General features: G+C 41.9%; 23 protein-coding genes and 1 pseudogene. 18 read left to right on the forward strand and 6 right to left on the reverse strand.

Translation table 11 applies throughout. The annotated features are described in order from the left end of the window. Positions 1-51: 51 nt before the first annotated feature. Positions 52-918, reverse strand: coding sequence for a DUF72 domain-containing protein (locus BS333_RS05195; protein ID WP_021710159.1), 867 nt, complete (start codon positions 916-918; stop codon positions 52-54). 272 nt (positions 919-1,190) lie between these two features. Here BS333_RS05195 and aspS point away from each other — a divergent pair, with 272 nt between their 5' ends. The 17 genes and pseudogenes from aspS (at position 1,191) to BS333_RS05280 (ending at position 17,587) form a co-directional block, all read left to right on the forward strand. Next, complete coding sequence (aspS, locus tag BS333_RS05200; RefSeq protein ID WP_021710158.1) at positions 1,191-2,969, forward strand: aspartate--tRNA ligase; 1,779 nt, start codon at positions 1,191-1,193, stop codon at positions 2,967-2,969. A gap of 191 nt (positions 2,970-3,160) precedes the next feature. After that, complete coding sequence (ruvC, locus tag BS333_RS05205; RefSeq protein ID WP_021710157.1) at positions 3,161-3,682, forward strand: crossover junction endodeoxyribonuclease RuvC; 522 nt, start codon at positions 3,161-3,163, stop codon at positions 3,680-3,682. An 80-nt stretch (positions 3,683-3,762) separates the two neighbouring features. Then, the gene (ruvA, locus tag BS333_RS05210) at positions 3,763-4,377 is read left to right on the forward strand and encodes a Holliday junction branch migration protein RuvA (protein ID WP_033003908.1); all 615 of its coding nucleotides are present in this window, start codon (positions 3,763-3,765) and stop codon (positions 4,375-4,377) included. 21 nt (positions 4,378-4,398) lie between these two features. Continuing rightward, the gene (gene ruvB / locus BS333_RS05215; RefSeq protein WP_021710155.1) at positions 4,399-5,403 is read left to right on the forward strand and encodes a Holliday junction branch migration DNA helicase RuvB; all 1,005 of its coding nucleotides are present in this window, start codon (positions 4,399-4,401) and stop codon (positions 5,401-5,403) included. 637 nt (positions 5,404-6,040) lie between these two features. Next, entirely contained in the window at positions 6,041-7,627 is a 1,587-nt protein-coding gene (gene cydA / locus BS333_RS05220) for a cytochrome ubiquinol oxidase subunit I (RefSeq protein WP_021710154.1), read from the forward strand. A gap of 15 nt (positions 7,628-7,642) precedes the next feature. Further along, positions 7,643-8,779 (forward strand): cytochrome d ubiquinol oxidase subunit II, encoded by a 1,137-nt coding sequence (cydB, locus tag BS333_RS05225; protein ID WP_021710153.1) that lies wholly within the window; start codon positions 7,643-7,645, stop codon positions 8,777-8,779. A 12-nt stretch (positions 8,780-8,791) separates the two neighbouring features. After that, on the forward strand, positions 8,792-8,899 hold the full coding sequence (gene cydX / locus BS333_RS05230; RefSeq protein ID WP_000270285.1) for a cytochrome bd-I oxidase subunit CydX: 108 nt from the start codon (positions 8,792-8,794) through the stop codon (positions 8,897-8,899). Then, positions 8,892-9,194, forward strand: a complete 303-nt coding sequence (gene ybgE, locus BS333_RS05235) for a cyd operon protein YbgE (RefSeq protein ID WP_033003904.1) — start codon at positions 8,892-8,894, stop codon at positions 9,192-9,194. Before cydX ends, ybgE begins: the two co-directional genes overlap by 8 nt. A gap of 201 nt (positions 9,195-9,395) precedes the next feature. Next, positions 9,396-9,813, forward strand: a pseudogene (ybgC, locus tag BS333_RS05240) (tol-pal system-associated acyl-CoA thioesterase). After that, the gene (gene tolQ / locus BS333_RS05245) at positions 9,803-10,501 is read left to right on the forward strand and encodes a protein TolQ (protein ID WP_021710150.1); all 699 of its coding nucleotides are present in this window, start codon (positions 9,803-9,805) and stop codon (positions 10,499-10,501) included. Before ybgC ends, tolQ begins: the two are co-directional and overlap by 11 nt. Positions 10,502-10,504: 3 nt before the next feature. Beyond that, entirely contained in the window at positions 10,505-10,948 is a 444-nt protein-coding gene (gene tolR, locus BS333_RS05250; protein ID WP_021710149.1) for a protein TolR, read from the forward strand. Positions 10,949-10,961: 13 nt separating this feature from the next. Then, positions 10,962-11,984 (forward strand): cell envelope integrity protein TolA, encoded by a 1,023-nt coding sequence (gene tolA / locus BS333_RS05255; protein WP_021710148.1) that lies wholly within the window; start codon positions 10,962-10,964, stop codon positions 11,982-11,984. A gap of 41 nt (positions 11,985-12,025) precedes the next feature. Then, positions 12,026-13,354 (forward strand): Tol-Pal system beta propeller repeat protein TolB, encoded by a 1,329-nt coding sequence (tolB, locus tag BS333_RS05260; RefSeq protein WP_418369074.1) that lies wholly within the window; start codon positions 12,026-12,028, stop codon positions 13,352-13,354. Positions 13,355-13,384: 30 nt separating this feature from the next. Further along, entirely contained in the window at positions 13,385-13,900 is a 516-nt protein-coding gene (pal, locus tag BS333_RS05265) for a peptidoglycan-associated lipoprotein Pal (protein WP_021710146.1), read from the forward strand. Positions 13,901-13,916: 16 nt separating this feature from the next. Further along, the gene (gene ybgF / locus BS333_RS05270; protein ID WP_021710145.1) at positions 13,917-14,672 is read left to right on the forward strand and encodes a tol-pal system protein YbgF; all 756 of its coding nucleotides are present in this window, start codon (positions 13,917-13,919) and stop codon (positions 14,670-14,672) included. Between the two features lie 166 nt (positions 14,673-14,838). Beyond that, on the forward strand, positions 14,839-15,177 hold the full coding sequence (locus BS333_RS05275) for a hypothetical protein (protein ID WP_021710144.1): 339 nt from the start codon (positions 14,839-14,841) through the stop codon (positions 15,175-15,177). Positions 15,178-15,766: 589 nt separating this feature from the next. Beyond that, on the forward strand, positions 15,767-17,587 hold the full coding sequence (locus BS333_RS05280; protein ID WP_173391661.1) for a PhoX family protein: 1,821 nt from the start codon (positions 15,767-15,769) through the stop codon (positions 17,585-17,587). A gap of 112 nt (positions 17,588-17,699) precedes the next feature. Here the strand turns inward: BS333_RS05280 and BS333_RS05285 are convergent, their stop codons facing one another. Then, positions 17,700-18,221: a DUF4865 family protein gene (locus BS333_RS05285; RefSeq protein WP_021710142.1), complete on the reverse strand. Its 522-nt coding sequence runs from the start codon at positions 18,219-18,221 to the stop codon at positions 17,700-17,702. 248 nt (positions 18,222-18,469) lie between these two features. On the opposite strand from BS333_RS05285, the gene BS333_RS05290 reads away from it, so the two are divergent. Continuing rightward, positions 18,470-19,345 (forward strand): LysR substrate-binding domain-containing protein, encoded by an 876-nt coding sequence (locus BS333_RS05290; protein ID WP_021710141.1) that lies wholly within the window; start codon positions 18,470-18,472, stop codon positions 19,343-19,345. A gap of 77 nt (positions 19,346-19,422) precedes the next feature. Here the strand turns inward: BS333_RS05290 and BS333_RS05295 are convergent, their stop codons facing one another. From BS333_RS05295 to BS333_RS05310, 4 genes are all read right to left on the reverse strand, one after another. After that, positions 19,423-19,890: a GNAT family N-acetyltransferase gene (locus BS333_RS05295; RefSeq protein WP_021710140.1), complete on the reverse strand. Its 468-nt coding sequence runs from the start codon at positions 19,888-19,890 to the stop codon at positions 19,423-19,425. Positions 19,891-20,024: 134 nt separating this feature from the next. Continuing rightward, positions 20,025-21,089: a TolB-like translocation protein gene (locus BS333_RS05300; RefSeq protein ID WP_021710139.1), complete on the reverse strand. Its 1,065-nt coding sequence runs from the start codon at positions 21,087-21,089 to the stop codon at positions 20,025-20,027. A gap of 1 nt (position 21,090) precedes the next feature. After that, a complete protein-coding gene (locus BS333_RS05305) occupies positions 21,091-22,335 on the reverse strand; it encodes an MFS transporter (RefSeq protein ID WP_021710138.1) in 1,245 nt (414 codons plus the stop codon). Positions 22,336-22,459: 124 nt separating this feature from the next. Continuing rightward, positions 22,460-22,936 (reverse strand): MarR family winged helix-turn-helix transcriptional regulator, encoded by a 477-nt coding sequence (locus BS333_RS05310; protein WP_021710137.1) that lies wholly within the window; start codon positions 22,934-22,936, stop codon positions 22,460-22,462. Positions 22,937-23,158: the final 222 nt, after the last annotated feature.

Genomic DNA, 23,158 nt, shown 5'->3' on the forward strand with positions numbered 1-23,158 from the left:
GTATTTTATGGGAATTTCGAGCCTCTGTCATTTTCTTAATTATACGATTAGCTAAAACATCTGTATTTGTGAATGACCATCATTGGCAGGAAACGCAGCCAAATCCGGTAATGAGAGCTTAAGCTGCAGTTGCTTATAGAGTTTTTCGGCAAGTTCTGGCGCTTGAATGTTATCTGGGGTGTGGATCATCAAATAAGGTTGAGCGCCTTGTTCAATCCAAAGCGGGAGCTTGTTCAACCAAGGTTCAAAAAATCGCAAGTTTTCATCCATATTAGGGTGACCAATAAAGCGAATCATTGGCTGGTGGGCTGTTGCAATCGCATGTACGGGAACGCGTGGTTTTTTCTGGTGGGCATCAATCACAGCTTCCGTGCTCGGCGGTGCTGCGAATACAGGTCGGCTGTCCATGATAATACGGTCAATGCCATTTTCTAATAGCCATTGGTTCAGAGTACGTTCTTCGTTTCCTTTAGAGAAAAAGGCCATATGGCGGACTTCAACCCCGAGTGGAAACCCCACAGGAAATTTGTCATAAAATGCTTTCAACCTGTCTAAGTGCTCAGGTCCAAAAGCGGCTGGGAGTTGAATCGTCCATTGGCCAACACGTCCATGAAGTGGCTCCATTACTTTCATAAAATCACGTAAGGGCTCGTCGCAACCTCGGAGCATGTGCTCATGAGTGATCGCTTTGGGCAGTTTAAAGGTGAACTTAAAATTGTCGTGAGTTGCGGCTTTCCAATTTTGGACTGTATTGAATGTCGGAGTGGCATAAAAAGTCGTGTTACCTTCTACGGTATGAAAGACTTGCGCATACTTTTCTAAACGCTCAGCAGGTTTGGTGCCGCTGCCATAAAAGCTTTGCTGCCATTGATTGTGTGACCACATGGTCAGTCCAAGTCGAAGGGGTAAGGTATTCATTATACGTTCTTGTTCTTTATTACTTTGCTTACTTTACGAGAGTTTTGCTGAAATAGATAATTTCACGCTATAATCAGCAGCAATTTTTTCAAATTGGTGTGCTTTTGAACACTTGTTGTATTAAAAATCACCAATGAATGATAAAACACAATGAATTGTACGTTGAGTAGTCGATTTTCATAGGTTTTCAGCGTATAAATGGGGTTTTACTCTGATCGGCAATGAGGCTGACAGAGAGTAGTTAATAATTTTAAGAGATTGGGAATTTCATTATGCGTACCCATTACTGTGGTCACCTGAACAAGTCCCTTGCAGGACAAACTGTAGAACTGTGCGGCTGGGTTAACCGTCGTCGTGATTTAGGCGGTCTTATTTTTATCGATATGCGAGATCGTGAAGGTATCGTTCAGGTAGTTGTTGATCCAGATATGGCAGATGCGTATGAAGTGGCTAACACACTTCGTAATGAGTTCTGTATCAAACTCACGGGTGAAGTACGCGTACGCCCAGAAAGCCAAGTAAACAAAGATATGGCAACAGGTGAAGTTGAGATTCTTGCTAAAGGTCTTGAAATCATCAACCGTTCTGACGTTTTGCCTCTAGACTTCAACCAAAAGAACTCTGAAGAGCAACGTCTGAAGTACCGTTACCTAGATCTACGTCGTCCAGAAATGAGCGACCGCATCAAGCTACGTGCTAAAGCATCTAGCTTTGTTCGTCGCTTCCTAGATGACAACGGTTTCCTAGACATCGAAACGCCAGTACTAACAAAAGCGACACCAGAAGGCGCTCGTGACTATCTAGTACCTAGCCGTGTTCATAAAGGCAGCTTTTACGCGCTTCCTCAGTCTCCACAGCTATTCAAACAGCTTCTGATGATGTCTGGTTTCGACCGTTACTACCAAATCGTTAAGTGTTTCCGTGATGAAGATTTGCGTGCTGACCGTCAACCAGAATTCACTCAGATCGATATCGAAACGTCTTTCATGACGGCTGAGCAAGTTCGTTCGACGACTGAGAAAATGGTGCGTGATATGTGGCAAGAGCTGCTAGACGTTGATCTAGGTGAGTTCCCAATCATGCCATTCTCTGAAGCGATGCGTCGTTTCGGTAGCGATAAGCCAGATCTACGTAATCCACTAGAACTCGTGGATGTTGCTGACCTAGTTAAAGATGTAGAGTTCAAAGTATTCTCAGGTCCAGCTAACGATGAAAAAGGTCGCGTAGCAGTTATCCGTGTACCAGGTGGTGCTCAGCTGACTCGTAAGCAAATCGACAGCTACGGTGAGTTCGTTGGTATTTACGGTGCGAAAGGCCTAGCATGGATGAAGGTTAACGACCGTGCAGCAGGCATGGAAGGTATCCAATCTCCAGTGGCTAAGTTCCTAAACGAAGAGGTGATCAACGGCATTCTAGATCGCACTCAAGCAGAATCTGGTGACATCATCCTATTCGGCGCAGACAAAGCAAACACTGTATCTGAAGCTATGGGCGCACTGCGTCTGAAACTAGGTAAAGATCTAGAGCTAACAGATGAGTCTGCATGGGCGCCACTATGGGTTGTTGACTTCCCAATGTTTGAAGAAGACGATGAAGGTAATCTTCACGCGATGCATCACCCATTCACATCGCCTTTAGGTGTGACTGCAGAGGAGCTAAAAGCGAACCCAGCAGCAGCAAACTCAAACGCATACGACATGGTTCTGAACGGCTATGAAGTAGGCGGCGGTTCTGTACGTATCCACAACGCAGAAATGCAATCAGCAGTATTTGATATCCTAGGTATTGAAGCTGATGAGCAGCAAGCGAAGTTTGGCTTCCTGCTTGATGCACTGAAATTTGGAACACCTCCACATGCAGGCCTGGCATTCGGTCTAGATCGTCTCGTTATGCTGTTATGTGGTACAGAGAACATCCGTGATGTTATCGCCTTCCCTAAAACAACCAACGCGTCTTGTTTGCTAACAGATGCCCCAAGTCTTGCAAATCCAGCAGCTCTAGAAGAGCTAGCGATTGCTGTAACGGTTGCGAAAGAGAAAGAAGCTGAATAAAACCTCAGCGATTGAATAAAAACTCCCGCTTTAGCGGGAGTTTTTATTTTAAGTGAGTATATTTTAAAGAGACCCAACGATATCTTGTTACTCAATGATATCTAAGCATGTGCTTTCTAGGTGCTTTCACTAAACTCGTCCCTTTTGTTTACTGGGTGCCGATGGAGCAATGTGGTAAATCAGGAAATGTCATGTCCATAATTTTAGGCATTGACCCAGGCTCTCGCATTACGGGATATGGGGTCATACGTCAACAAGGTCGTCACTTGCATTATCTCGGCAGCGGTTGTATTCGTACTTCTGAAAAGGAACTGCCCGGTCGACTCAAGCAAATTTACGCTGGCGTAACAGAAATCATTACTCAATTTCAGCCTGATGTCTTTGCTATCGAACAAGTGTTTATGGCTAAAAATGCTGATTCAGCCTTAAAGTTGGGTCAAGCTCGTGGCAGTGCGATTGTCGCTGCGGTGAATGCAGATTTACCCGTTTACGAATACGCTGCCCGTCTCATTAAACAGGCGGTAGTGGGCACTGGTGGTGCTGATAAAGTTCAAGTACAGCACATGGTGCAACATATGTTGAAATTGCCAGCCAAGCCTCAAGCTGATGCGGCTGATGCGCTAGGGGTGGCGATTTGTCATGCCAATACCAATAAAACATTAGTGGCATTGGCAGGTAAGGCGACCAGTGCCAAAAAAGGTCGTTATCGATAGCGCAATAGGATAAAAAGAACTGGATGTCTATCCAGTTCTTGATTATTCTGTGTCAAATTCACTTAAAAAGAGTATCTAATGTGATCGGACGTCTTCGTGGCATGCTACTAGAAAAACAGCCCCCTGAAGTTTTAATTGAAGTTAATGGTATTGGTTATGAAGTCCAGATGCCGATGAGTTGTTTCTACGAACTGCCTAATATTGGTGAAGAAGCCATTATATATACTCATTTTGTTGTTCGAGAAGACGCTCAATTGCTTTACGGCTTTAATACTGTCAAAGAACGAGCTCTATTTCGTGAAGTTATTAAAGCCAATGGTGTTGGTCCTAAGCTTGGTTTAGGTATTCTTTCTGGGATGACGGCAAGCCAATTTGTTTCCTGCGTTGAGCGTGAAGATATCTCCACTTTGGTTAAGTTACCAGGTGTTGGTAAGAAAACTGCTGAACGCTTGGTGGTTGAGATGAAAGATCGCCTTAAAGGGTGGGGAGCTGGTGATCTGTTCACTCCACATACAGATGCCGCACCAGCGGATGCTGCCCAGAACACTTCCAATAGCGCAGAAGAGGAAGCGATCAGCGCTTTACTTGCTCTCGGTTACAAACCTACTCAGGCTTCTAAAGTTGTCTCTCAAATTGCCAAAGCGGATATGACCAGTGAGCAACTTATCCGTGAAGCACTAAAATCAATGGTATAAGGCTAAGACGAAGAGAAGATTATGATTGAAGCGGATCGTTTAATTGCGCCAGATAACCCATCTTTTCAGGATGAAGATGTCATTGATCGCGCTATACGCCCCAAGAAGTTGGCCGATTATCAAGGGCAGGATCATGTCCGTGAACAAATGGAAATTTTCATCAAAGCGGCTCAGTTAAGAAATGAAGCTCTCGACCATCTACTGATCTTTGGCCCTCCTGGATTGGGTAAAACAACATTAGCAAATATTGTTGCGAATGAAATGGAAGTGAATATCCGGACAACCTCTGGTCCCGTCTTAGAAAAAGCAGGTGATCTTGCGGCGTTGTTAACCAATTTAGAAGAGAACGATGTTCTTTTTATCGATGAGATCCATCGTCTAAGTCCAATGGTTGAAGAGGTCCTTTATCCAGCAATGGAAGATTACCAGCTGGATATCATGATCGGAGAAGGGCCAGCTGCACGATCTATTAAGATTGATTTGCCTCCATTTACATTAATCGGTGCAACAACTCGAGCGGGGTCACTTACTTCACCACTGCGTGATCGCTTCGGTATTACTCAGCGTCTGGAGTACTATAAAGTGAGCGACTTGCAGGATATTGTCCAACGTAGCGCGGATTGTCTTGGATTATCTATGGAATCTGAGGGCGCTCTTGAAGTTGCACGGCGTGCACGTGGAACACCTCGTATCGCAAACCGCCTGTTACGTCGTGTACGTGATTATGCCGAAGTGAAAGGAAATGGTCATATCTGTGCTGAAATTGCAGGTAAGGCACTCGATATGCTTGATGTCGACGCCAAAGGTTTTGATTATATGGACCGGAAACTGCTGCTGGCCATTATGGAAAAATTTGGTGGTGGGCCTGTTGGGTTGGATAATATGGCGGCCGCTATAGGTGAAGAAAAAGACACGATAGAAGATGTACTAGAACCTTATCTTATTCAGCAGGGTTATTTGCAGCGAACACCACGTGGAAGAATTGCCACTGATCGCGCCTATCTTCACTTTGGTTTACAAAAGTAAGTGGTTTACAAAAGTAATCGGTCCACAAAAGATGGCAATTTAAGTGGCGTTATCCATTTTTAGCAAAATTTAGGGCCTGTTGGCCCTTTTTTATTCCCAAGTGACTTCAAGTTTCTAACCCAAATAACCTTAAGATGCTTGATTCATAGAATCTTGAGTTTACTCCATTCCATCCTTTATTGAACTTGAATCCATCGATGTTTTACTTGATTTAATTTGTGACATGCATCACAAATACAACTATTGAAAAAACTTGTAACAGGATGATGAAAACTTATCTATTGGGAATTAGATTTATAACTCTAAGTGATTAAAATTTTCTATCATTACTCTCTCGTAACATTTTGCTCTCATATCCTTTGATCTAGATCAATTTAGTGTGGTTTTGAATAGAGATAACACTCGAAATTTGATGTGTATCAAAGCTATTTCGTTACATCATTTTTTTGAATCAAGCTGTTTTTACAAGTAATATCTTTCTTGGCTAGCATTAGCTATTGCTTAATAGTCTCGTCTGACTAAAGCCCGTTTTATAAACAAAATGTTTCATAAAATCAATGACTTGAATTAATATGATGGTTTCTTGTACTTGTGAGTGTTTTAAAAAGTGTCATTTTACTGGCACACAGGAGTTAACATGATTGACGTAGTTGATCTATCGCGGCTGCAATTTGCACTAACCGCGATGTATCACTTCCTATTTGTACCTTTGACGATTGGTATGGCCTTCTTGCTGGCTATCATGGAGTCAATGTACGTGATGACGAACAAGCAAATCTATAAGGACATGACTAAGTTCTGGGGTAAGCTGTTCGGTATAAACTTCGCTCTTGGTGTGGCAACAGGCCTAACCATGGAGTTCCAATTTGGTACAAACTGGTCTTACTACTCTCACTATGTCGGTGATATTTTTGGTGCACCGTTAGCGATTGAAGCCCTAGTTGCCTTCTTCCTAGAATCAACATTTGTTGGTCTGTTCTTTTTTGGTTGGGATCGCTTATCGAAACGACAACACTTGGCCGTTACATGGTTAGTTGCTCTTGGCTCTAATTTTTCTGCGTTATGGATCCTGATCGCCAACGGTTGGATGCAAAACCCAGTCGGTGCAGAATTTAACTTCGAAACCATGCGTATGGAGATGGTGAGCTTTGCTGATGTGGTTCTTAACCCAGTCGCTCAAGTTAAATTTGTTCATACTGTTGCGTCAGGTTATACCTGTGGTGCGATGTTTATCTTAGGTGTGAGTTCTTATTACCTTCTTAAAGGGCGTGATGTGGCGTTTGCTCGCCGTTCATTCGCGATTGCAGCATCATTTGGTATTGCTGCGATTCTTTCTACTATCGTTTTGGGCGACGAATCTGGCTATGAGCTTGGTGAAGTTCAGAAGGTTAAGTTAGCCGCAGTTGAAGCAGAATGGCATACAGAGCCTGCTCCTGCTGCTTTCACTCTGTTTGGGCTTCCAAACCAAGAGAAAAGGAAAACGGAATACGCAGTTAAGATCCCTTATTTGATGGGTATTATCGCTACACGTTCGTTTGATGAGCAAGTGATTGGCCTGCGTGAATTGCGCGATAGCCATGTAGATAGAATTCGTAGTGGTATGTACGCTTACGAATTACTTGAAAAGCTTCGTGCAGGTGACAAATCTGAAGCAAACGTTGCTGCATTTGATGAAGTAAAAGGCGACTTGGGTTACGGTTTACTTCTTAAACGTTACACAGATAAAGTTGTTGACGCTACTGAAGAGCAAATCCAAGCAGCGGCTGATGATTCTATCCCAACAGTGTGGCCTCTTTTCAGTGCGTTCCGCATCATGGTTGGCTGTGGATTCATTATGCTGTTCGTATTCGGTGCGGCGTTTATTCAAACATGCCGTCAAAAAATCGAGCAGAAACCGTGGTTGCTAAAAGCGGCACTATTCAGCATTCCATTACCTTGGATTGCAATTGAAGCAGGTTGGTTTGTCGCTGAATTTGGTCGTCAACCTTGGGCTGTTGGTGAAATTCTGCCAGTTCATGTTGCTGCTTCAGCGTTAACTGCTGGAGAAATTTGGACATCACTATTTGCAATTTTAGCGCTTTACACTGTCTTCTTAATCGCGGAAGTGTACTTAATGGTTAAGTTTGCTCGTAAAGGACCTAGCAGTCTTAAAACAGGTAGATACCACTTTGAACAAAACGTGGATACTGTTGAAGACAAAGTTAACCGTCAAGTAGAAGCGTAAGCCTGGAGAAAACACATGTTTGATTACGAAACCTTACGACTTATTTGGTGGGTACTAATAGGTGTCCTACTGATTGGTTTTGCTATAACAGATGGCTTCGATATGGGAGTGGGAGCACTTGTTCCTATTATCGGCAGAAGTGATAACCAGCGTCGTGTCATGATTAACTCAATTGCACCGCACTGGGATGGAAACCAAGTTTGGTTAATTACAGCGGGTGGTGCACTTTTCGCTGCATGGCCACTCGTCTACGCTACGTCATTCTCAGGCTTCTATCTGGCAATGATCTTGACCCTTGCTGCTTTATGGCTTCGCCCGATTGGTCTTGATTACCGCTCAAAGATTGAAGATCCTAAATGGCGTAATACATGGGATATCTGTATCTCGATCAGTGGCTTTGTTCCGCCGATTATTTTTGGTGTTGCTTTTGGTAACCTGCTGCAAGGTGTGCCTTTTGAACTTAGTGACTTTTTAATGCCGACATACCATGGTTCATTCTTTGGCTTGCTGAACCCATTTGCTTTACTTTGTGGGCTGGTTAGTTTGTTTATGATCCTAATGCAAGGTTCATCATGGTTGCAGATGAAAACCACAGGTGATGTTCACAGACGTGCGCGTGGTGTGGCTCAGCTAATGGCTGTGTTAACAGTGGTTGCTTTTGTGTTTGCTGGTTTTCTAATTCAAGATATGAAGGGTTATGTTATTGCAGGTAGCATCGATCCAAGTGCAGCGTCTAACCCATTGAATAAAGTAGTCGAGCTTGCCCCAGGTGCATGGATGAATAACTTTAATACTTATCCATTGATGTGGGCTGCGCCTATCTTGGGAGTAGTAATGCCATTATTGACATTCCTAGCTTCTCGATTTGAAAAATGTGGATTTGCGTTTTTGACGTCAAGCTTAGGCAATGCAGGTGTTATCTTAACCGCTGGTTTTGCTATGTTCCCATTCATTATGCCATCTAGCAGAATGCCAAATCATAGTTTAACAATTTGGGATGCGACTTCATCTGAATTAACGCTCAATATCATGACTGGTGTTGCTTTCGTTATGGTGCCAATCATCCTTATGTACACATCTTGGACTTACTACAAGATGTTTGGCCGCTTGGATGATAAGTTCATCGAAGAAAATAAAAACTCACTTTACTAGAGGCAATCATTTATGTGGTATTTTGCATGGATACTAGGTGTACTTCTTGCCTGTGCATTTGGCATTATTAATGCGCTTTGGTTAGAGCATACAGAAATGATGGATAAAGATAGTGAGTAAACTCGCTACTAAGATAGAACGCCTCCATAGCCCGATGGATAATAGCTTGTTAAAGGCTTTATCTTTGGCTCTTGGGTTCTTAAACGCAGGGTTAGTGCTTTGGAACCCTGAAGTCTATAATCAAGCGATTGGCGGTTTTAATGCCGTCATCGCTCCAGCGTTGATTTGGGCTATTTGTTCAAGTGTTATATACGGTGTAGGGTTTAAACCAAGAAATTGGTACTGGCAAATTCTCTTCAGTCCATATTTCTCCTTAACTATCTTAGTCTATCTAACGATAAGCTTTTTCATGTGATACAGAGCTAACAGAGAAGGCTTGAAATTAGGTCACATACCATCATAAGAAGCTAGACTACGGTCTGGCTTCTTTGTTTTTATCAACTAGGGAGGTTATTTAAACGACAAACAGTGAAAATTTATCTTACCTTTAGTACCCCAATTGGTGCTGCTTCAGTTATAGTGTCTACTATAAAGCAATCTATCTTAAGGTACTCAAGTGGCAGGTTCCTCCCATCCTTTTTACTGGCCAATAACCGTCTATTATGAAGACACGGATAGTGGCGGTGTGGTGTACCATTCCAATTACCTCAAATTTTTCGAACGTGCTCGTACTGAAATGTTGCGAGAAAAAGGCATTTCTCAATTGCAATTGTTGGAACAAAACGTTGGTTTTGTTGTCCGACACATGGATATTGATTTCAAACAAGGTGCTCGACTTGATGAACACTTAAAAGTGTTATGCCAAGTCACAGACATCAAACGAGCTTCTTTAAAGTTTTATCAAGAGCTAACCAATGATGGTGGAGACATCTTGTGCAAGGCAACAGTCGTAGTTGCTTGTATCGATAATAAGAAAATGAAACCCATTGCGATTCCAGCATTTATTACCTCGGAGTTAACACAGTGACTGCTGATATTTCTATCTTAGACCTTTTTCTTCAGGCAAGTTTGCTTGTTAAACTAGTCATGCTTATTTTGTTGGGGATGTCGATTGCCTCGTGGGCAATGATCATTCAACGTAGTAAAGTTCTCTCTCAAGCGACAAAGGACTCAGAAAAATTTGAGGACAAGTTTTGGTCTGGAACAGACTTGTCACAGCTTTATCAAAAAGCGAAGACCCGTAAGGATGATATCACAGGAACTGAAGAGATTTTTTACGCCGGTTTTACTGAGTTTGCCCGTTTAAGAAACAGTCATGCGAATTCGCCTGACTACATTATGGAAGGAACCGGCCGCGCAATGCGTGTTGCGGTTGCGAGAGAAGTGGATGATTTAGAAACCAGTTTGCCATTTTTGGCAACAGTAGGTTCTATCAGCCCTTATATTGGCCTTTTCGGTACCGTTTGGGGAATCATGCATGCCTTCATCGCGTTAGGTGAAGTAAAACAAGCCACGCTTTCTATGGTAGCGCCTGGTATTGCTGAAGCGTTGATTGCGACTGCGATGGGCCTATTTGCAGCCATTCCCGCAGTAATGGCATATAACCGTCTAAGCAATAAAGTGAGTAAGTTGGAACATAATTACGCGACTTTTTCCGAAGAGTTTCACAGTATTCTCCACCGTCAAGCCATGGCGGGTAGAGATGGTGTAGCAAAGGACTAAAGTATGGCAGGTTACCAACCGAAAAAGAGAAAAATGACCGCCGAGATTAACGTTGTTCCTTATATTGACGTTATGTTGGTGTTATTGATCATTTTTATGGCAACAGCGCCCTTTGTGACTCAAGGTGTCGATGTGGACTTACCTAAAACATCTACGGCTGAATCTATGCAAGATTTAGCTGGGGATACTGATAGTAGCTTTATCATTATTGAGATTGATCGTGATGGAAATTTAGGCCTAAGCGTCAATAATGAAGAAGTTCAGCGTGGTTTAACCATTCAAGATGTCATTGTTAAAGTCAGTGCTGAACGTCAGCTCAACCCTGATGCACCTGTCGCTGTAGGTGGCGATGCCGCAACACCATACTCAGAAGTTGTTTTGGTATTAGATGAACTAAGTCGAGCTGGCATTCCTAAAGTAGGTCTGATGACTGAGATTAAGGAATAGATGTTATATCCAAATGAAAGATAATAAGAAGAGAACCAAACCTTATGCGATGCCCGTGGGCACATCCTTATTTTTGCATGCTTTGTTAATTGCGGCATTAATTTGGGGAGCTGATATGGCGGTTTCAAAACCTGAGCCTTCAGGGCAGATGGTTCAAGCGGTTGTGATTGATCCAAAGTTGGTTCAGCAACAAGCAAAAGAAATTCGCCAACAACGAGAAAAAGCAGCAAAAAAAGAGCAAGCCAGATTAGACAAGCTTAGACGTGATGCTGAGGCCTTGGAAAAAAACCGAAAAGCAGAAGAAGAGCAAATCCGCAAGCTGAAAGAACAGCAAGCGAAAGATGCTAAAGCAGCTCGTGAAGCTGAAGCACTGAAAAAGAAAAAAGAGCAGGAACGTAAAGCAGAAGAGCTCAGAGCTAAAAAAGAAAAGCAACGAGCTGAGCAAGCAGAAAAACAGCGTCTTGCTAAAGAAGAAGCTGCGCGTAAAGCTGAACAAAAGAAAATAGCGCAGGAAAAAGCCGCTAAAGCTGCAGAAGAAAAGGCACGTCGAGAACGTGAAGCCGCAGAAAAAGCTGAAAAGCAACGTATTGCAAAAGAAAAAGCAGCAAAGGCTGCGGCAGAGAAAGCCCGTAAGGAAAAACAAAGATTAGAAAAAATAGAGCGTGAACGGAAGGAGCAAGAAGCGGCTCTTAACGATATTTTTTCCGGACTAGAAAGTGAAACAGAACTTAATAACGTCGCTCAAAATCGACACATGGAGTCAGAAATAGGCCGCTTTGCTGCTATTTATACACAAATGATTGAAAAGCGAATTATTAAGGATGATTACCTGTTGGGAAAGTCATGCCGCGTGAATATCAGGCTCATCTCTGCAGGGGATGAAATGATGGTCGCAAGTGTGAAAGTTCTAAATGGTGATGCACGAGTTTGTGCCGCTGCTAAAAGTGCCATTGCACAAGTTGGCACCTTTCCAAAATCGAAAGACGACTCTATTAACAATAAGCTGAAAGATATTAATTTAACGGTTGCTCTATAACTAAAAGGGACATAGACGTGATAAAACGCCTTGTATTAGGAATGTTAGTGCTGCTCAGCAGTCTCAGTAGTGTTGCGCATGCTGCACTAGAACTAGTCATTACAGATGGTATTGATTCTGCGAGACCCATTGCCATCGTTCCATTTAAATGGGAAGGTTCTCAACCTCTACCAACCGATATTTCTGCTGTAATCGCTTCGGACTTACAGCGCAGTGGCAAATTTGCTCCTGTAGCATTGAATAAAATGCCACAGACGCCTTATAACGTATCGGAAGTTAATTACGATGCATGGACTGGGTTAGGTGTCGATGCATTATTAACTGGCTCGATCGAGCAGAACAGCCAAGGTGATTATGTCATTAACTACCAATTAATCGATGTAGTGCGTGGTCATTTGACAGAGGGTAATCAATTAGCCTCAAGTACTGAAAGCAATAGTATTGTCGTTCAAGAGCCACTTTTATTTAATAAAAAAGCAACCATTGAAGCTCCTCGCATGCGTGAGTATGGTCATCGCATCTCTGATTTAGTCTATGAGCAGTTAACTGGAGAGCGCGGTGCTTTCATGACTCGTATCGCTTATGTTGTGGTGAGTGACAAAGACACTTTCCCATATCAGTTGAGAGTTGCAGATTATGATGGCTTTAATGAGCGTTTAGTCCTGCAGTCAAAGCAGCCTCTGATGTCACCTGCATGGTCACCTGATGGTCAAAAATTAGCTTATGTAAGTTTCCAGAATGGCCAAGCTGAAATATTCATGATGAATATTTATACGGGTGAGCAAGAAAAATTAACTTCATACCCTCGTCATAACGGCGCTCCTAAGTTTTCTCCCGATGGCAACAAACTCGCTTTAGTTTTATCTAAAACAGGTTCTCTTCAAGTTTACACTCTGGATTTAAAGACTCGTCAGCTCACTCAAATTACTAGAGGAAGATCTAATAATACTGAACCATTTTGGCATCCTGATGGTAACTCATTGATTTTTACTTCTGATAGAGGTGGTAAGCCACAGATTTATCAGGTAAATTTGGCAAGTGGTTCAACACAGCGCCTAACTTGGCAAGGCAGTCAGAATTTAGGTGGACAAATTACGCCTGATGGCCGTTTTCTTGTGATGGTTAACCGAAGTAATTCAGGTTTTAATCTTGCAAAACAAGATTTGGACACAGGTGCACTGCAAGTTTTGACTGAAACACTGCTTGATGAGTCACCAAGTATCGCACCGAATGGCGGGATGGTGATATACAGTTCTATTTATAACAAGCAAAACGTACTTTCGATGGTTTCAATCGATGGCCGTTTTAAAGCCCGTTTACCTGCGACCAATGGTCGTGTGAGATCACCAGCATGGTCTCCATTTTTGTAATACTAAGTGTAAATAATAAAGGAAAAAATAATGCAACTTAATAATCTTCTGAAAGGCCTACTTATCTCTATCCCTGTTATGGCTATGACGGCTTGTAGCTCAAGCGACGATGCGTCATCAAATTCAGGTTCAGCGACAAATGGTTCAGGTTCAACAGTTGTATCAACGCTTGATCGCAACGGTCAGTTAAGTGAGCAAGAATTGCAAGAGCAAGCGCTTCGTGCAGCTCAAACTATCTACTTTGCTTTTGATAACTCAACCATTGCACGTGACTACGAAGACATGCTAGCTGCTCATGCTGCTTACCTAAGTCAAAACCCAGCACTAAGAGTGACTATCGAAGGTCATGCTGACGAGCGTGGCACACCAGAATACAATATCGCGCTAGGTGAGCGTCGTGCTGAAGCGGTATCTAACTACCTGCAAGCTCTGGGTGTACAAGCGAGCCAAATCTCGATTGTTAGCTACGGTGAAGAAAAGCCATTGTTGCTTGGTCAATCAGAAAATATCTATGCTAAGAACCGTCGTGCGGTTCTAGTATACTAATTGAGAGGAAAACCTCATGTTCAGTAGCTCCATACGTATTATTACGTTAGCGTTACTGGCAAGTGCGGCGAATAATGCTTTCGCCGCACCAGCACCAGTATCCGACCTTACTCGCTCTTCGTCTTATACCCGTTCATCTTCTGAATCGGATGTTGAGCGTTTAGAGCGCTTATTACAAAACCGTAATCGTGTTCAATTGCAAATGCAGACGCAGATCGATCAAATGGCTCAAGAGATCAGCGAGCTCCGTGGGCAAGCAGAGCGAAACAATTACGAAATACAACAGATGCTTAAGCGCCAACGAGAGCTATTTGTAGAGCTTGACCAAGTCCGTGGTGGCCTCAAGTCTGCACCTGCTCAGGAGCCCAAAAGTGTGTCTGGTGTCTCTGAAGGGCAGTTTTCATCCAATGCAGATGAGCAAGCTACTTATCGAAATGCTGTCGATTTGATTTTGAAAAAGAAAGATTATGCTGGTGCTGTTGCTGCATTCGAACAATTTCAGAAAGACTATCCAAATTCTACCTATACAGCAAACTCCCACTATTGGCTCGGGCAACTTTATTTCGCCAAGAAGCAAGATAAAGAAGCTGCGAAAAGATTTATTTCTGTGATGTCATATAAAGACTCTAGCAAACGACCGGATGCTTTATTGAAACTAGGTGATATTGCAGCAAGAAACAATAATGCGACTCAAGCAAAGAAATATTACCAGCAAGTGGTTGATGAATACCCTGATAGCGCATCAGCAAAAATAGCCAAGTCAAAGCTGTAATCATTTTGCAGTCATACCCTCAAACCATAATGTGGATCGAGACGGCTTAGCTTTCAGGACCAACAACGGCTCATAGATAAGAGCCATTTAAAAGCCTGTGAGCTAAGGGCCTTCCCCATTGGTCTATCAGTGATAATACCTCAAATCAAAATTATCGAGTAACTCTATGTTTATCCATCATGTTAACGGCATTGACTGGTTGGTTATCACCGCCTTTGAAGAATTTAAACCTATATTTATTGAAGATGCTGGCACGATTCCTTCTTGCTTCTCTATCGATAGCGAATTAAGCATGATTGAGCAAGCCAAGCGTATTTATGGCTATTTACCTACACTCAAAGGCGTCATCACAGATACCGGCACGTTTCAAAGTCGAAATAACGAAGAAGATTTGAATCCACAGCTAGCATGCCTAGTTGAAGGGCGTGGTCGGGTGTTTATCTATCACGGCGGCTTTGTCGCTTTTGTGGATGACGAGCAAACCTTTATTACCCGCATGGACTGAGTATTCTTAAGAAGTTGTAGTTATTTGGGTATGGTGATTTTTACATAGCATTTTATTAATAGAAAGGAATTGAACGGAGTCAGTTACTCCCTTTGATAAGTAAAGCCGTATTGTTTAATTGGCTATCTGCGTCACTCATAAAGAAATCGGCAGAAATTATCCAGATCATTTTAGCTTTTAATATAACTCATCAGTTGCCGTTCTGCTTTAACTCACAATATACCCAAGTATCTTGAGTTCATTTGGGTATATATATCGGTTTCTAGTGTAAAAAGTGAGTAACTTAAATATTGACGATAAATTTGGAAAAATAAAACATCGTAATATTTCGCCACAGTACTTGTGCAGGGGGTTAACTTATATAAATAGGAAATGGCCTTAAGCGAAACGTAATAATAATATAACTGTTAATTATTTGTAGCTAATTTGTCATGATTATAATGCATCATAGCATCCACAAAAAGTCATAAAGGTCAATTTAATGGCCTTTTTTAGTAGAAAGGAAGCCAAATTGAAGCATTTTAACCAAACTCCAGATCAAAGACCGCTCGAGCAAGAACCAGAATTTAATCGGTTTGTTGAAGCCGCAATGTCGCGCCGTCGTTTCCTTAAAGTAACGAGTGCAGCTGGAACTGCTGGTTTTTTGGCTGCAAGCCCTATTGGTCAGGCTATTGCTAATGCGATACCAAGAAAGTCGCAGCTAATGGGTTTTGAGGCTGTTCCAATTTCAACAAATGATACGGTTAAAGTACCAAAGGGCTATCAAGCAGATGTATTGATATCCTGGGGGGATGCCATCAAAAAAGGTGCACCAGCGTTTAGTCAGTCGAATAATGCAAAAGCACAAGAACTCCAATTTGGTGATAACAATGACGGCATGACGTTTTTCTTAATCGCAAGCGATAGAGCTGTTCTTGTTGTGAATAACGAATATACCAATAACGAGTACCTCTATGAGCATCAAGGCAACAACATTTCAGCGGATGATGTTCGAAAAGCACAGGCAGCGCATGGCGTGTCTGTTGTTGAGTTAAAAAAGAGCAATGGCAAGTGGCGAGTGAATGTCGATGGTCGTCTGAATCGCCGAATCACTGCGTACACGGAAATGGAAATGACGGGTGTTGCTGCTGGTCATGCACTGCTTAAAACCAATGCTGATAAGTCAGGTAAAAAGATACTCGGTACCTTTAATAATTGCGCTAATGGGCAGACTCCGTGGGGAACGTATCTAACATGTGAAGAGAACTTTAATGGTTATTTTGCTAATACTTCGGGTAAGGAATTAGGCGATCGCTATAAGCGTTATGGATTGGGGGATAAAGATAGAGGGTATGATTGGTATAAATATGATGCTCGTTTTGATATGGCAAAAGATCCCAATGAACCACATCGCCACGGGTGGGTGGTAGAAGTCGATCCAATGAATCCTAATGCGGTTCCCAAAAAGCGCAGTGCTCTTGGTCGCTTTAAGCATGAAAATGCAGCCTTGATTATCAATAATGATGGCCATGTAGTGGTCTACCTAGGTGATGATGAACGTGGCGAACATTTGTATAAGTTCATATCCAAGAATAAATACGTAGCTGGCGCAGACTCTAATCGTGACCTCCTTGAGGAAGGGACATTATACGTCGCTAAATTCACTGGTACAGAAGGCAAATTGAACGGCACTGGTATGTGGTTAGAGCTAACTTGGGGCAAGAATGGCCTAACACCAGAAAACGGCTTCCCTGATGCAGCTTCAGTCATGATTTTCGCTCGAGAGGCCGCTACACAAGTTGGTGCGACGACGATGGACCGTCCAGAGTGGGTGGCCGTACACCCGGACAATCGACATGTATTCTGTACTCTTACTAACAATAAGCATCGTGGTGTTAAAGAATCGCAGCCACTGAATGATGTAAACCCAAGAGAAAAGAACCCATATGGTCACATTGTTCGTTGGAGACCAATGAAAGATGATCACTCAGCAGGAACTTTTAAATGGGATATTTATGTACTTGCGGGTAACCCTGAAGTACACGAATCTGGCTTAATGGTTGGCAGTGACAACATCAATAAGGACAACATGTTCAATAGTCCTGATGGAATTGGTTTTGACCTTGCTGGAAGATTATGGATTCAAACTGATGGTAAATACTCAAACAAGGGTGATTTTGCGGGCATGGGCAATAATCAAATGCTTTGTAGTGATCCACAAACTGGTGAAATACGCCGTTTCCTGACGGGACCAATAGCTTGTGAAATTACTGGTTTAACCTTTTCTCCAGACTATAAAACAATGTTTGTTGGCGTGCAGCACCCAGGCGAAGACCTTGCTCCATCACATTTCCCTGAAGGTGGAAAGTCGATACCTCGTTCGTCTGTCATTATGATTACGCGTACAGATGGCGGAATCATTGGAGCCTAATGAGTACTTTAATGAATTGAGGCCTTACGGCCTCTCTAAAAAAGTGCAAGCGTGAGGCGTAAACGTACCAAAGGACAAACTAATTTCGAGATCGCAGCAACCATTCGTAATGTTAGCATTCAAGTTGGCATGTTTCTGCGTACGTACTATTTTCGCCACGTGCAACATAGCCCACAGAGTACATATCACCATCCCTAACATTAATTCCTTCAGGGTTGCTCAACCACGTTACCCTGATTGTTTCCCACGAGGCGTAGTTTAAGCCGAGAACATCTGCATGTTGACTGGTTTTATGCTTAATACAAGCAAGAGAATGGTGAGAAGTTGGTACCGTTGGCTTGCCATCAACGAACCAAGTTTCAACCTTTGGGCGACCGAATTGTTCACATAACGCTTTGAATCCATCACTTTGGAGAAATGAAACCATTGAATGATGATCTCTCCACAAATAAAACGGGGCATAACTGTTTACTTGGCTTTTATAACTTTCAGCGTCTTTACGTGAGTATAAATAGGCCTTAAAAATTAACCCAGGTAACCCATCTAACAAGTGACCTTTTTCTTTAATTCTTTTTTCAATAGATTCCATCGGATAATCAGATGAGAGCACTATTTTATATTGCATAGCGATCATTTTTTCCTCCTAACTTTTGAGTGATTTAAGTTTTTGGTATTAATAATCCATTTCTTAGGTCGCTTGATTATGGCTTCTTGAAGTATGGCTAACTCATTTAACTCTGATGCAATCGCTGTTCTATCTTCGTTATTACCCATATCATCACTTCCGATTTGAAAACGGATGTCTATAATGACACCTACTTACAGTTCGAAAAATCAAAACATTCAGGATGATTAATTCATAAATTTGGGACGGTTAATGATATGAAAGACACCGTATTGGATCTACAGGCTCTAAAGACGTTTGTACTTGGTATTGAACTTAAAAGCTTTGCTCTTGCTGCAAAACATCAACATAAGTCAACCTCTGCTGTGAGTGCCCATTTAAAAAAACTAGAAATGCAGACCAATTCAACATTGGTAAAGAAAGAGGGGCGATGCCTATTACCAACTGAGCAAGGAGAGCTCTTATTGAGTCACGCAAAGAAAATGCTTGCTCTAAACGATGAAGTGCTTGAAACCTTGAGATGTATTGATTTACGGGGTTCAGTAAATGTGGGTTTACAAGAAGACTTCGCAGAAGGAATTCTCACTCAATGCTTGGGACGATTTACTCGTATCAATCAACAAGTCCAGTTGAATACAATGATTGAAAGGTACTTTAGATTAATATCCGCAATTCAGGATGGATCTCTTGACATATCCGTTACTTGGCAAGGAAGTGAGCAAACTCCATATTCTAATACTATCGCTCATACACCAATACAGTGGATCTCCTCCTCAGATTTTCATCTTGAGCACTTTCTAGAAAAAAATATCCCCTTGCCATTAGTCATGGTCGAATCTAATTGTCTTTTTAAACAGAAAGCGATAGAAGCTTTGGACGCTGAAGGTATAAGATGGAAAGTGGTGTACCAAAGTCAGAGCCTAAGTGGTATTTGGCCTGCGGTGAATGCAGGGATTGGTATTACCGCTCGTACTTGCATAGGCTGTCCTGGTAATCTCGAAATCAGCCATACAGGATTACCAAAGATGGGAAATATTGGCGTTCAGGTTCATCGTTCACAAGAAAGAACGAACAATGTACAGGACAAACTGATTGATTTAATTACCAAAGCAATTAAATCTATACCCAAGTGACCTCGCTCTGAATCAAGCATCTTGAGGTCACTTGGGTATAAATAAGTAACAAAGTCTCACGCAAAATGGAGCCGATTTTAGTTATCTAAAAGTATTTCCATATCAAAGTTAATGAGAGTTTGGCCTTTGCGATGTATCTCATTTCTTTTAGTTACTACAAATCCTCTTTTTTTAAAAAACGGTACTGCGATCAATGAAGCTTCAACGTAAAGACGTGAAAGCCCTCTAGTTCGGGCTATTTTAAGTACATATAGATAAAGAGCCGACGCAACGCCTTGTCCCTGATATTTTGGATGTGTGTATGTGCAGTCTATATGTCCATCAACATCAAGCTCGATAAAACCAGCGACTTGGTTATTAATAAGAGCCCAAAAGGGCTTTTTCTCACTTAGTCTTTGTTCCCAAGATGTGTAATCTGGTGGTGTTGGTGCCCACGCCTCTTTTTGTTCCGGCGTGTAAAAAGAAGCGTCAATCGAATGCACGGACTGATAAAATAAGTTCGTGATTTCGACCGCTCTGTCTTGCGTATAACGTTGAATTTTCATAGAAGAAATACTGATGTCCTTAAAAGGAAGTCACATTGCAAAATTTGAGCATTAAATACAATTTATATTAACAGTCGTCGCCAAATACTGTGACTTAAGGACGACTGCCTTCCTAAATCGATCATATCTGCACATTAAATACTTTTTGAAGTATTTAGATTATACAGGGCCGGAGAGCGAGACCATTCAAGCAAGGTGGAAGGTGATTGCTTTCCTATTAAAGGGTACTGAATAATATCCCAGCGAGATAACTGTTTTTCTTTGTCCCAGCTTTTGAGTTCGTAAGCGATGGTTTTACTATCCAACCAAAAGATTTGATCATCGACACTGCGTTTTTCCTTAAGAGTACGAACTTGATTGGATGAGAGATCCCAAACAGCAATATTCCAATGCGGCATCCCAAGAAGTCCAGTTTGAGTGGTACTTTGCTGTTTAAAGGCAATTTGTTTACCATCAGGAGACACAGATGGGCACTCGGCCCCTTCGAAAACGATATCCAGTCTTTTAGATGTCACATTACCTTTTAATATGTAGCGCTCAGTGTTATTACCTAAGCTGACCAAAAAATCTTCTCCATTGGGAAAAAAGCTTACTCCCCAGAAATTAAAAGTACGATCTTTTATCAGTTCATTATTTTTATAGACATCAAAGCCTTCTAGATCATGATGATAAAAGCTTTTTAAATCGACAATTTTTGTACTGGTGGAAAAGTTTCCGGAGGATGTGTAGGAGTGGCCTTTCACAAAAGTGGTATAAGCAATAAAAGAGCCCTGATTATTGATCCTCATTCTATCTGGAATGCCAACGGCCCCGAATGTGTTAAGAATATTTCCAGATTGATTAAAAATATTCAGTACAAGATAACTGTGTGTTGGCTCTTTGACGATTTGTAAACAGCCGCCAAGATCACCATTAAACGCGACACGTTCACAGTTCAAATTAGAGAGAGGTTTAAAGTTTTCTGATACAGAAGCTGCTTGTGGAAAGCTGAGCATCAGTTGTCCATGACTTTGACCTGGACGCTGGTCTATGGAGAGCAGGTTCGGTGGGTTATTAAGATTTTGGTTTAAAGGCTCCAAGGGACTATTACTTAATTGCAGAATGACGGCTTGTCGTTTTTGGACATGGTAATAGAAGAATAGAGCAGATGTTAAAACGGCAATGGTAACGACTAAAAGTAAGATTTTATTTTTGCTCATATTAAATCCCTTTATCTGAAAAGTAATACTTCCCAATGGCGAAAAATAATGTGATAGCGCAGACAAGGCCAATTGATGCCCAAATCAACGCTTGCTGTAAACCCATAAAGTGCCATAAAGCACCAAATCCAACTGAGGAAAGTAACTTTCCTATAACGACAATACTGGTACTTATCGCAAGTGCAGACGTGAGGTATTGTTTCGAGACTAGAAGAGTGACTAACGCACATAAAATGCCATCTGTTGCGGCAAAGTGGATACCAATGAGTGCTGCGATGAGGATTAATGCATAGGATGGCAGAATGGAAAGCATTAATAAGGCATAAACGATAACGAGTATTACAAAGCCTAATAGATAAACGGGAAATAGTCCCCAACGTCTTGAGATTCTGGCGATTGGAACAACAGTACAACAAAAGGTTAAGGCAGAGACAGCAAACAGAAGTGGGAAAAAATACGAACCTAATTCTGATTCTTGCATCACAGCAAGAAAAAGAAGGGATTCACTGACAGAAAAGGTATTTAAGATTAAAACTAACGAGAGCAAAATAAGCAAAGGGCGTTGAAATACCCCTTTTTTAGTAAAGACCTGTGTTTTTTCTTCTTTAGGCTGATCTCTGGGAACATAAATAATAAAAATAGCGAGGCCGATAACAGACACCATCATGCTGATAAAAAATACAGTGGCGTAGTTTTCGGGTAACCACAACAGGATGATAAACGCAAAAATCGGTCCAAGCATCGCGCCTGCATTGTCTAGGAGTCTGTGAATGGAGAAATGGAACGCGACGTCTTTTTCTTGCCCTTTCACCTTTGCTATCAAAGCATCTCTGGGTGAGGTTCGAATCCCTTTTCCAAGCCGATCAATAGCCATGAAACCGATGATAGGGTAGATGTGTGAATTAAAAAAAGCTAACCCACATTTGCTGATAAATGATAAGCCATAGCCCGTACCTGCAATACGTTTATACCATCCGGTTTTATCGCACACGTAGCCAGAAAGAATGCGGAATATAACAGAGAGTGAACCATAAAGACCATCATACACGCCAATCAATAAAATCGACACGCCAACCGAGGCAGAAAGGTAGAGAGGTAAGGTGACCACTAACATTTCAGAAGATATATCGGTAAAAAAGCTACAAAAACCCAGTGCCCAGATAGTTTTAGGAATAGAAGCGATGGTATGGCGATTCACGAAATAACCGCCAAAAGCTTTCTTTAGCTCACTGAAAGATAGGTACATATCGTTCCTTGATCATGTTTATTATTATTGATAATAGAATAAAATTACATGCAGTGAGGCTTGTGATGACTTTTTATACCCAAGCACCTTTGGTTATTAGGGTATAGGGTACTAAAGGTGCATATTACTCCGGTTGAGTAATGCTTCCGATTTCAAGGACGGGTGCTACGTCGATTTCTTCTGCGTTCATCATACTAGATATTCGTTGCACTGATGAGAGCAAGAGTGTTTGCTCCCAGTCTTCTAGCTGCTGAAAACGTGCAATGAAGTGCTCTTGTAATGGCATTGGTGCCGACGCTAATACCTGTTTTCCTTGTTCTGTAAGCACAGCATGCACTTTACGCTTGTCTTCTATGCTGCGTCGACGTTCAACGAATTGATTGCGTTCCAGGCGATCAAGAATAGTGGTGGCGGTGGCTTGACTCATATTAGTGTGATTTGACAGTTGTTTAATGGTGACATTTTGCAACTCACTAATGGCACGCATGAGTATCAGCTGTGGCGCCGTTAAGCCTGACTCCTTGCTCAATTTTTTGGAGTGTAAATCAATGGCTCGGATGATCTGACGAATAGAGACAAGTACTTCTTCGTGTTTATCCAAATTTCCTCCAAACCTCAAAGTAAGGTTGGCTGTGTTGTAATAAGTGGCAGAGTAAAAGGCGATAATTTAGTTATTAATGTAAACTTGTATATATACCCAAGCATCTTGAGGTCACTTGGGTATATTATCAGATATTCATTTGAGGGTAACATGATTTAACGCGGTGTTAAAACAGGGGGATGATAATACTTTGTGCTCTAATGATTTGCTTTAAGTTAATTG

The organism is Vibrio azureus, from assembly GCF_002849855.1.
Classification (GTDB): Bacteria; Pseudomonadota; Gammaproteobacteria; order Enterobacterales; family Vibrionaceae; genus Vibrio; species Vibrio azureus.

Excerpts from the sequence above, each read along its gene's own strand:
- tolB (WP_418369074.1), top strand. The coding sequence starts at position 12,026 with ATGTTAGTGCTGCTCAGCAGTCTCAGTAGTGTTGCGCATGCTGCACTA.
- ruvB (WP_021710155.1), top strand. The coding sequence starts at position 4,399 with ATGATTGAAGCGGATCGTTTAATTGCGCCAGATAACCCATCTTTTCAG.
- pal (WP_021710146.1), top strand. The coding sequence starts at position 13,385 with ATGCAACTTAATAATCTTCTGAAAGGCCTACTTATCTCTATCCCTGTT.
- cydA (WP_021710154.1), top strand. The coding sequence starts at position 6,041 with ATGATTGACGTAGTTGATCTATCGCGGCTGCAATTTGCACTAACCGCG.
- cydX (WP_000270285.1), top strand. The coding sequence starts at position 8,792 with ATGTGGTATTTTGCATGGATACTAGGTGTACTTCTTGCCTGTGCATTT.
- tolR (WP_021710149.1), top strand. The coding sequence starts at position 10,505 with ATGGCAGGTTACCAACCGAAAAAGAGAAAAATGACCGCCGAGATTAAC.
- tolA (WP_021710148.1), top strand. The coding sequence starts at position 10,962 with ATGAAAGATAATAAGAAGAGAACCAAACCTTATGCGATGCCCGTGGGC.
- ybgF (WP_021710145.1), top strand. The coding sequence starts at position 13,917 with ATGTTCAGTAGCTCCATACGTATTATTACGTTAGCGTTACTGGCAAGT.
- BS333_RS05285 (WP_021710142.1), bottom strand. The coding sequence starts at position 18,221 with ATGATCGCTATGCAATATAAAATAGTGCTCTCATCTGATTATCCGATG.
- BS333_RS05195 (WP_021710159.1), bottom strand. The coding sequence starts at position 918 with ATGAATACCTTACCCCTTCGACTTGGACTGACCATGTGGTCACACAAT.
- cydB (WP_021710153.1), top strand. The coding sequence starts at position 7,643 with ATGTTTGATTACGAAACCTTACGACTTATTTGGTGGGTACTAATAGGT.
- BS333_RS05305 (WP_021710138.1), bottom strand. The coding sequence starts at position 22,335 with ATGTACCTATCTTTCAGTGAGCTAAAGAAAGCTTTTGGCGGTTATTTC.
- BS333_RS05275 (WP_021710144.1), top strand. The coding sequence starts at position 14,839 with ATGTTTATCCATCATGTTAACGGCATTGACTGGTTGGTTATCACCGCC.
- BS333_RS05290 (WP_021710141.1), top strand. The coding sequence starts at position 18,470 with ATGAAAGACACCGTATTGGATCTACAGGCTCTAAAGACGTTTGTACTT.
- ruvC (WP_021710157.1), top strand. The coding sequence starts at position 3,161 with ATGTCCATAATTTTAGGCATTGACCCAGGCTCTCGCATTACGGGATAT.
- aspS (WP_021710158.1), top strand. The coding sequence starts at position 1,191 with ATGCGTACCCATTACTGTGGTCACCTGAACAAGTCCCTTGCAGGACAA.
- BS333_RS05295 (WP_021710140.1), bottom strand. The coding sequence starts at position 19,890 with ATGAAAATTCAACGTTATACGCAAGACAGAGCGGTCGAAATCACGAAC.
- BS333_RS05280 (WP_173391661.1), top strand. The coding sequence starts at position 15,767 with ATGTCGCGCCGTCGTTTCCTTAAAGTAACGAGTGCAGCTGGAACTGCT.
- BS333_RS05300 (WP_021710139.1), bottom strand. The coding sequence starts at position 21,089 with ATGAGCAAAAATAAAATCTTACTTTTAGTCGTTACCATTGCCGTTTTA.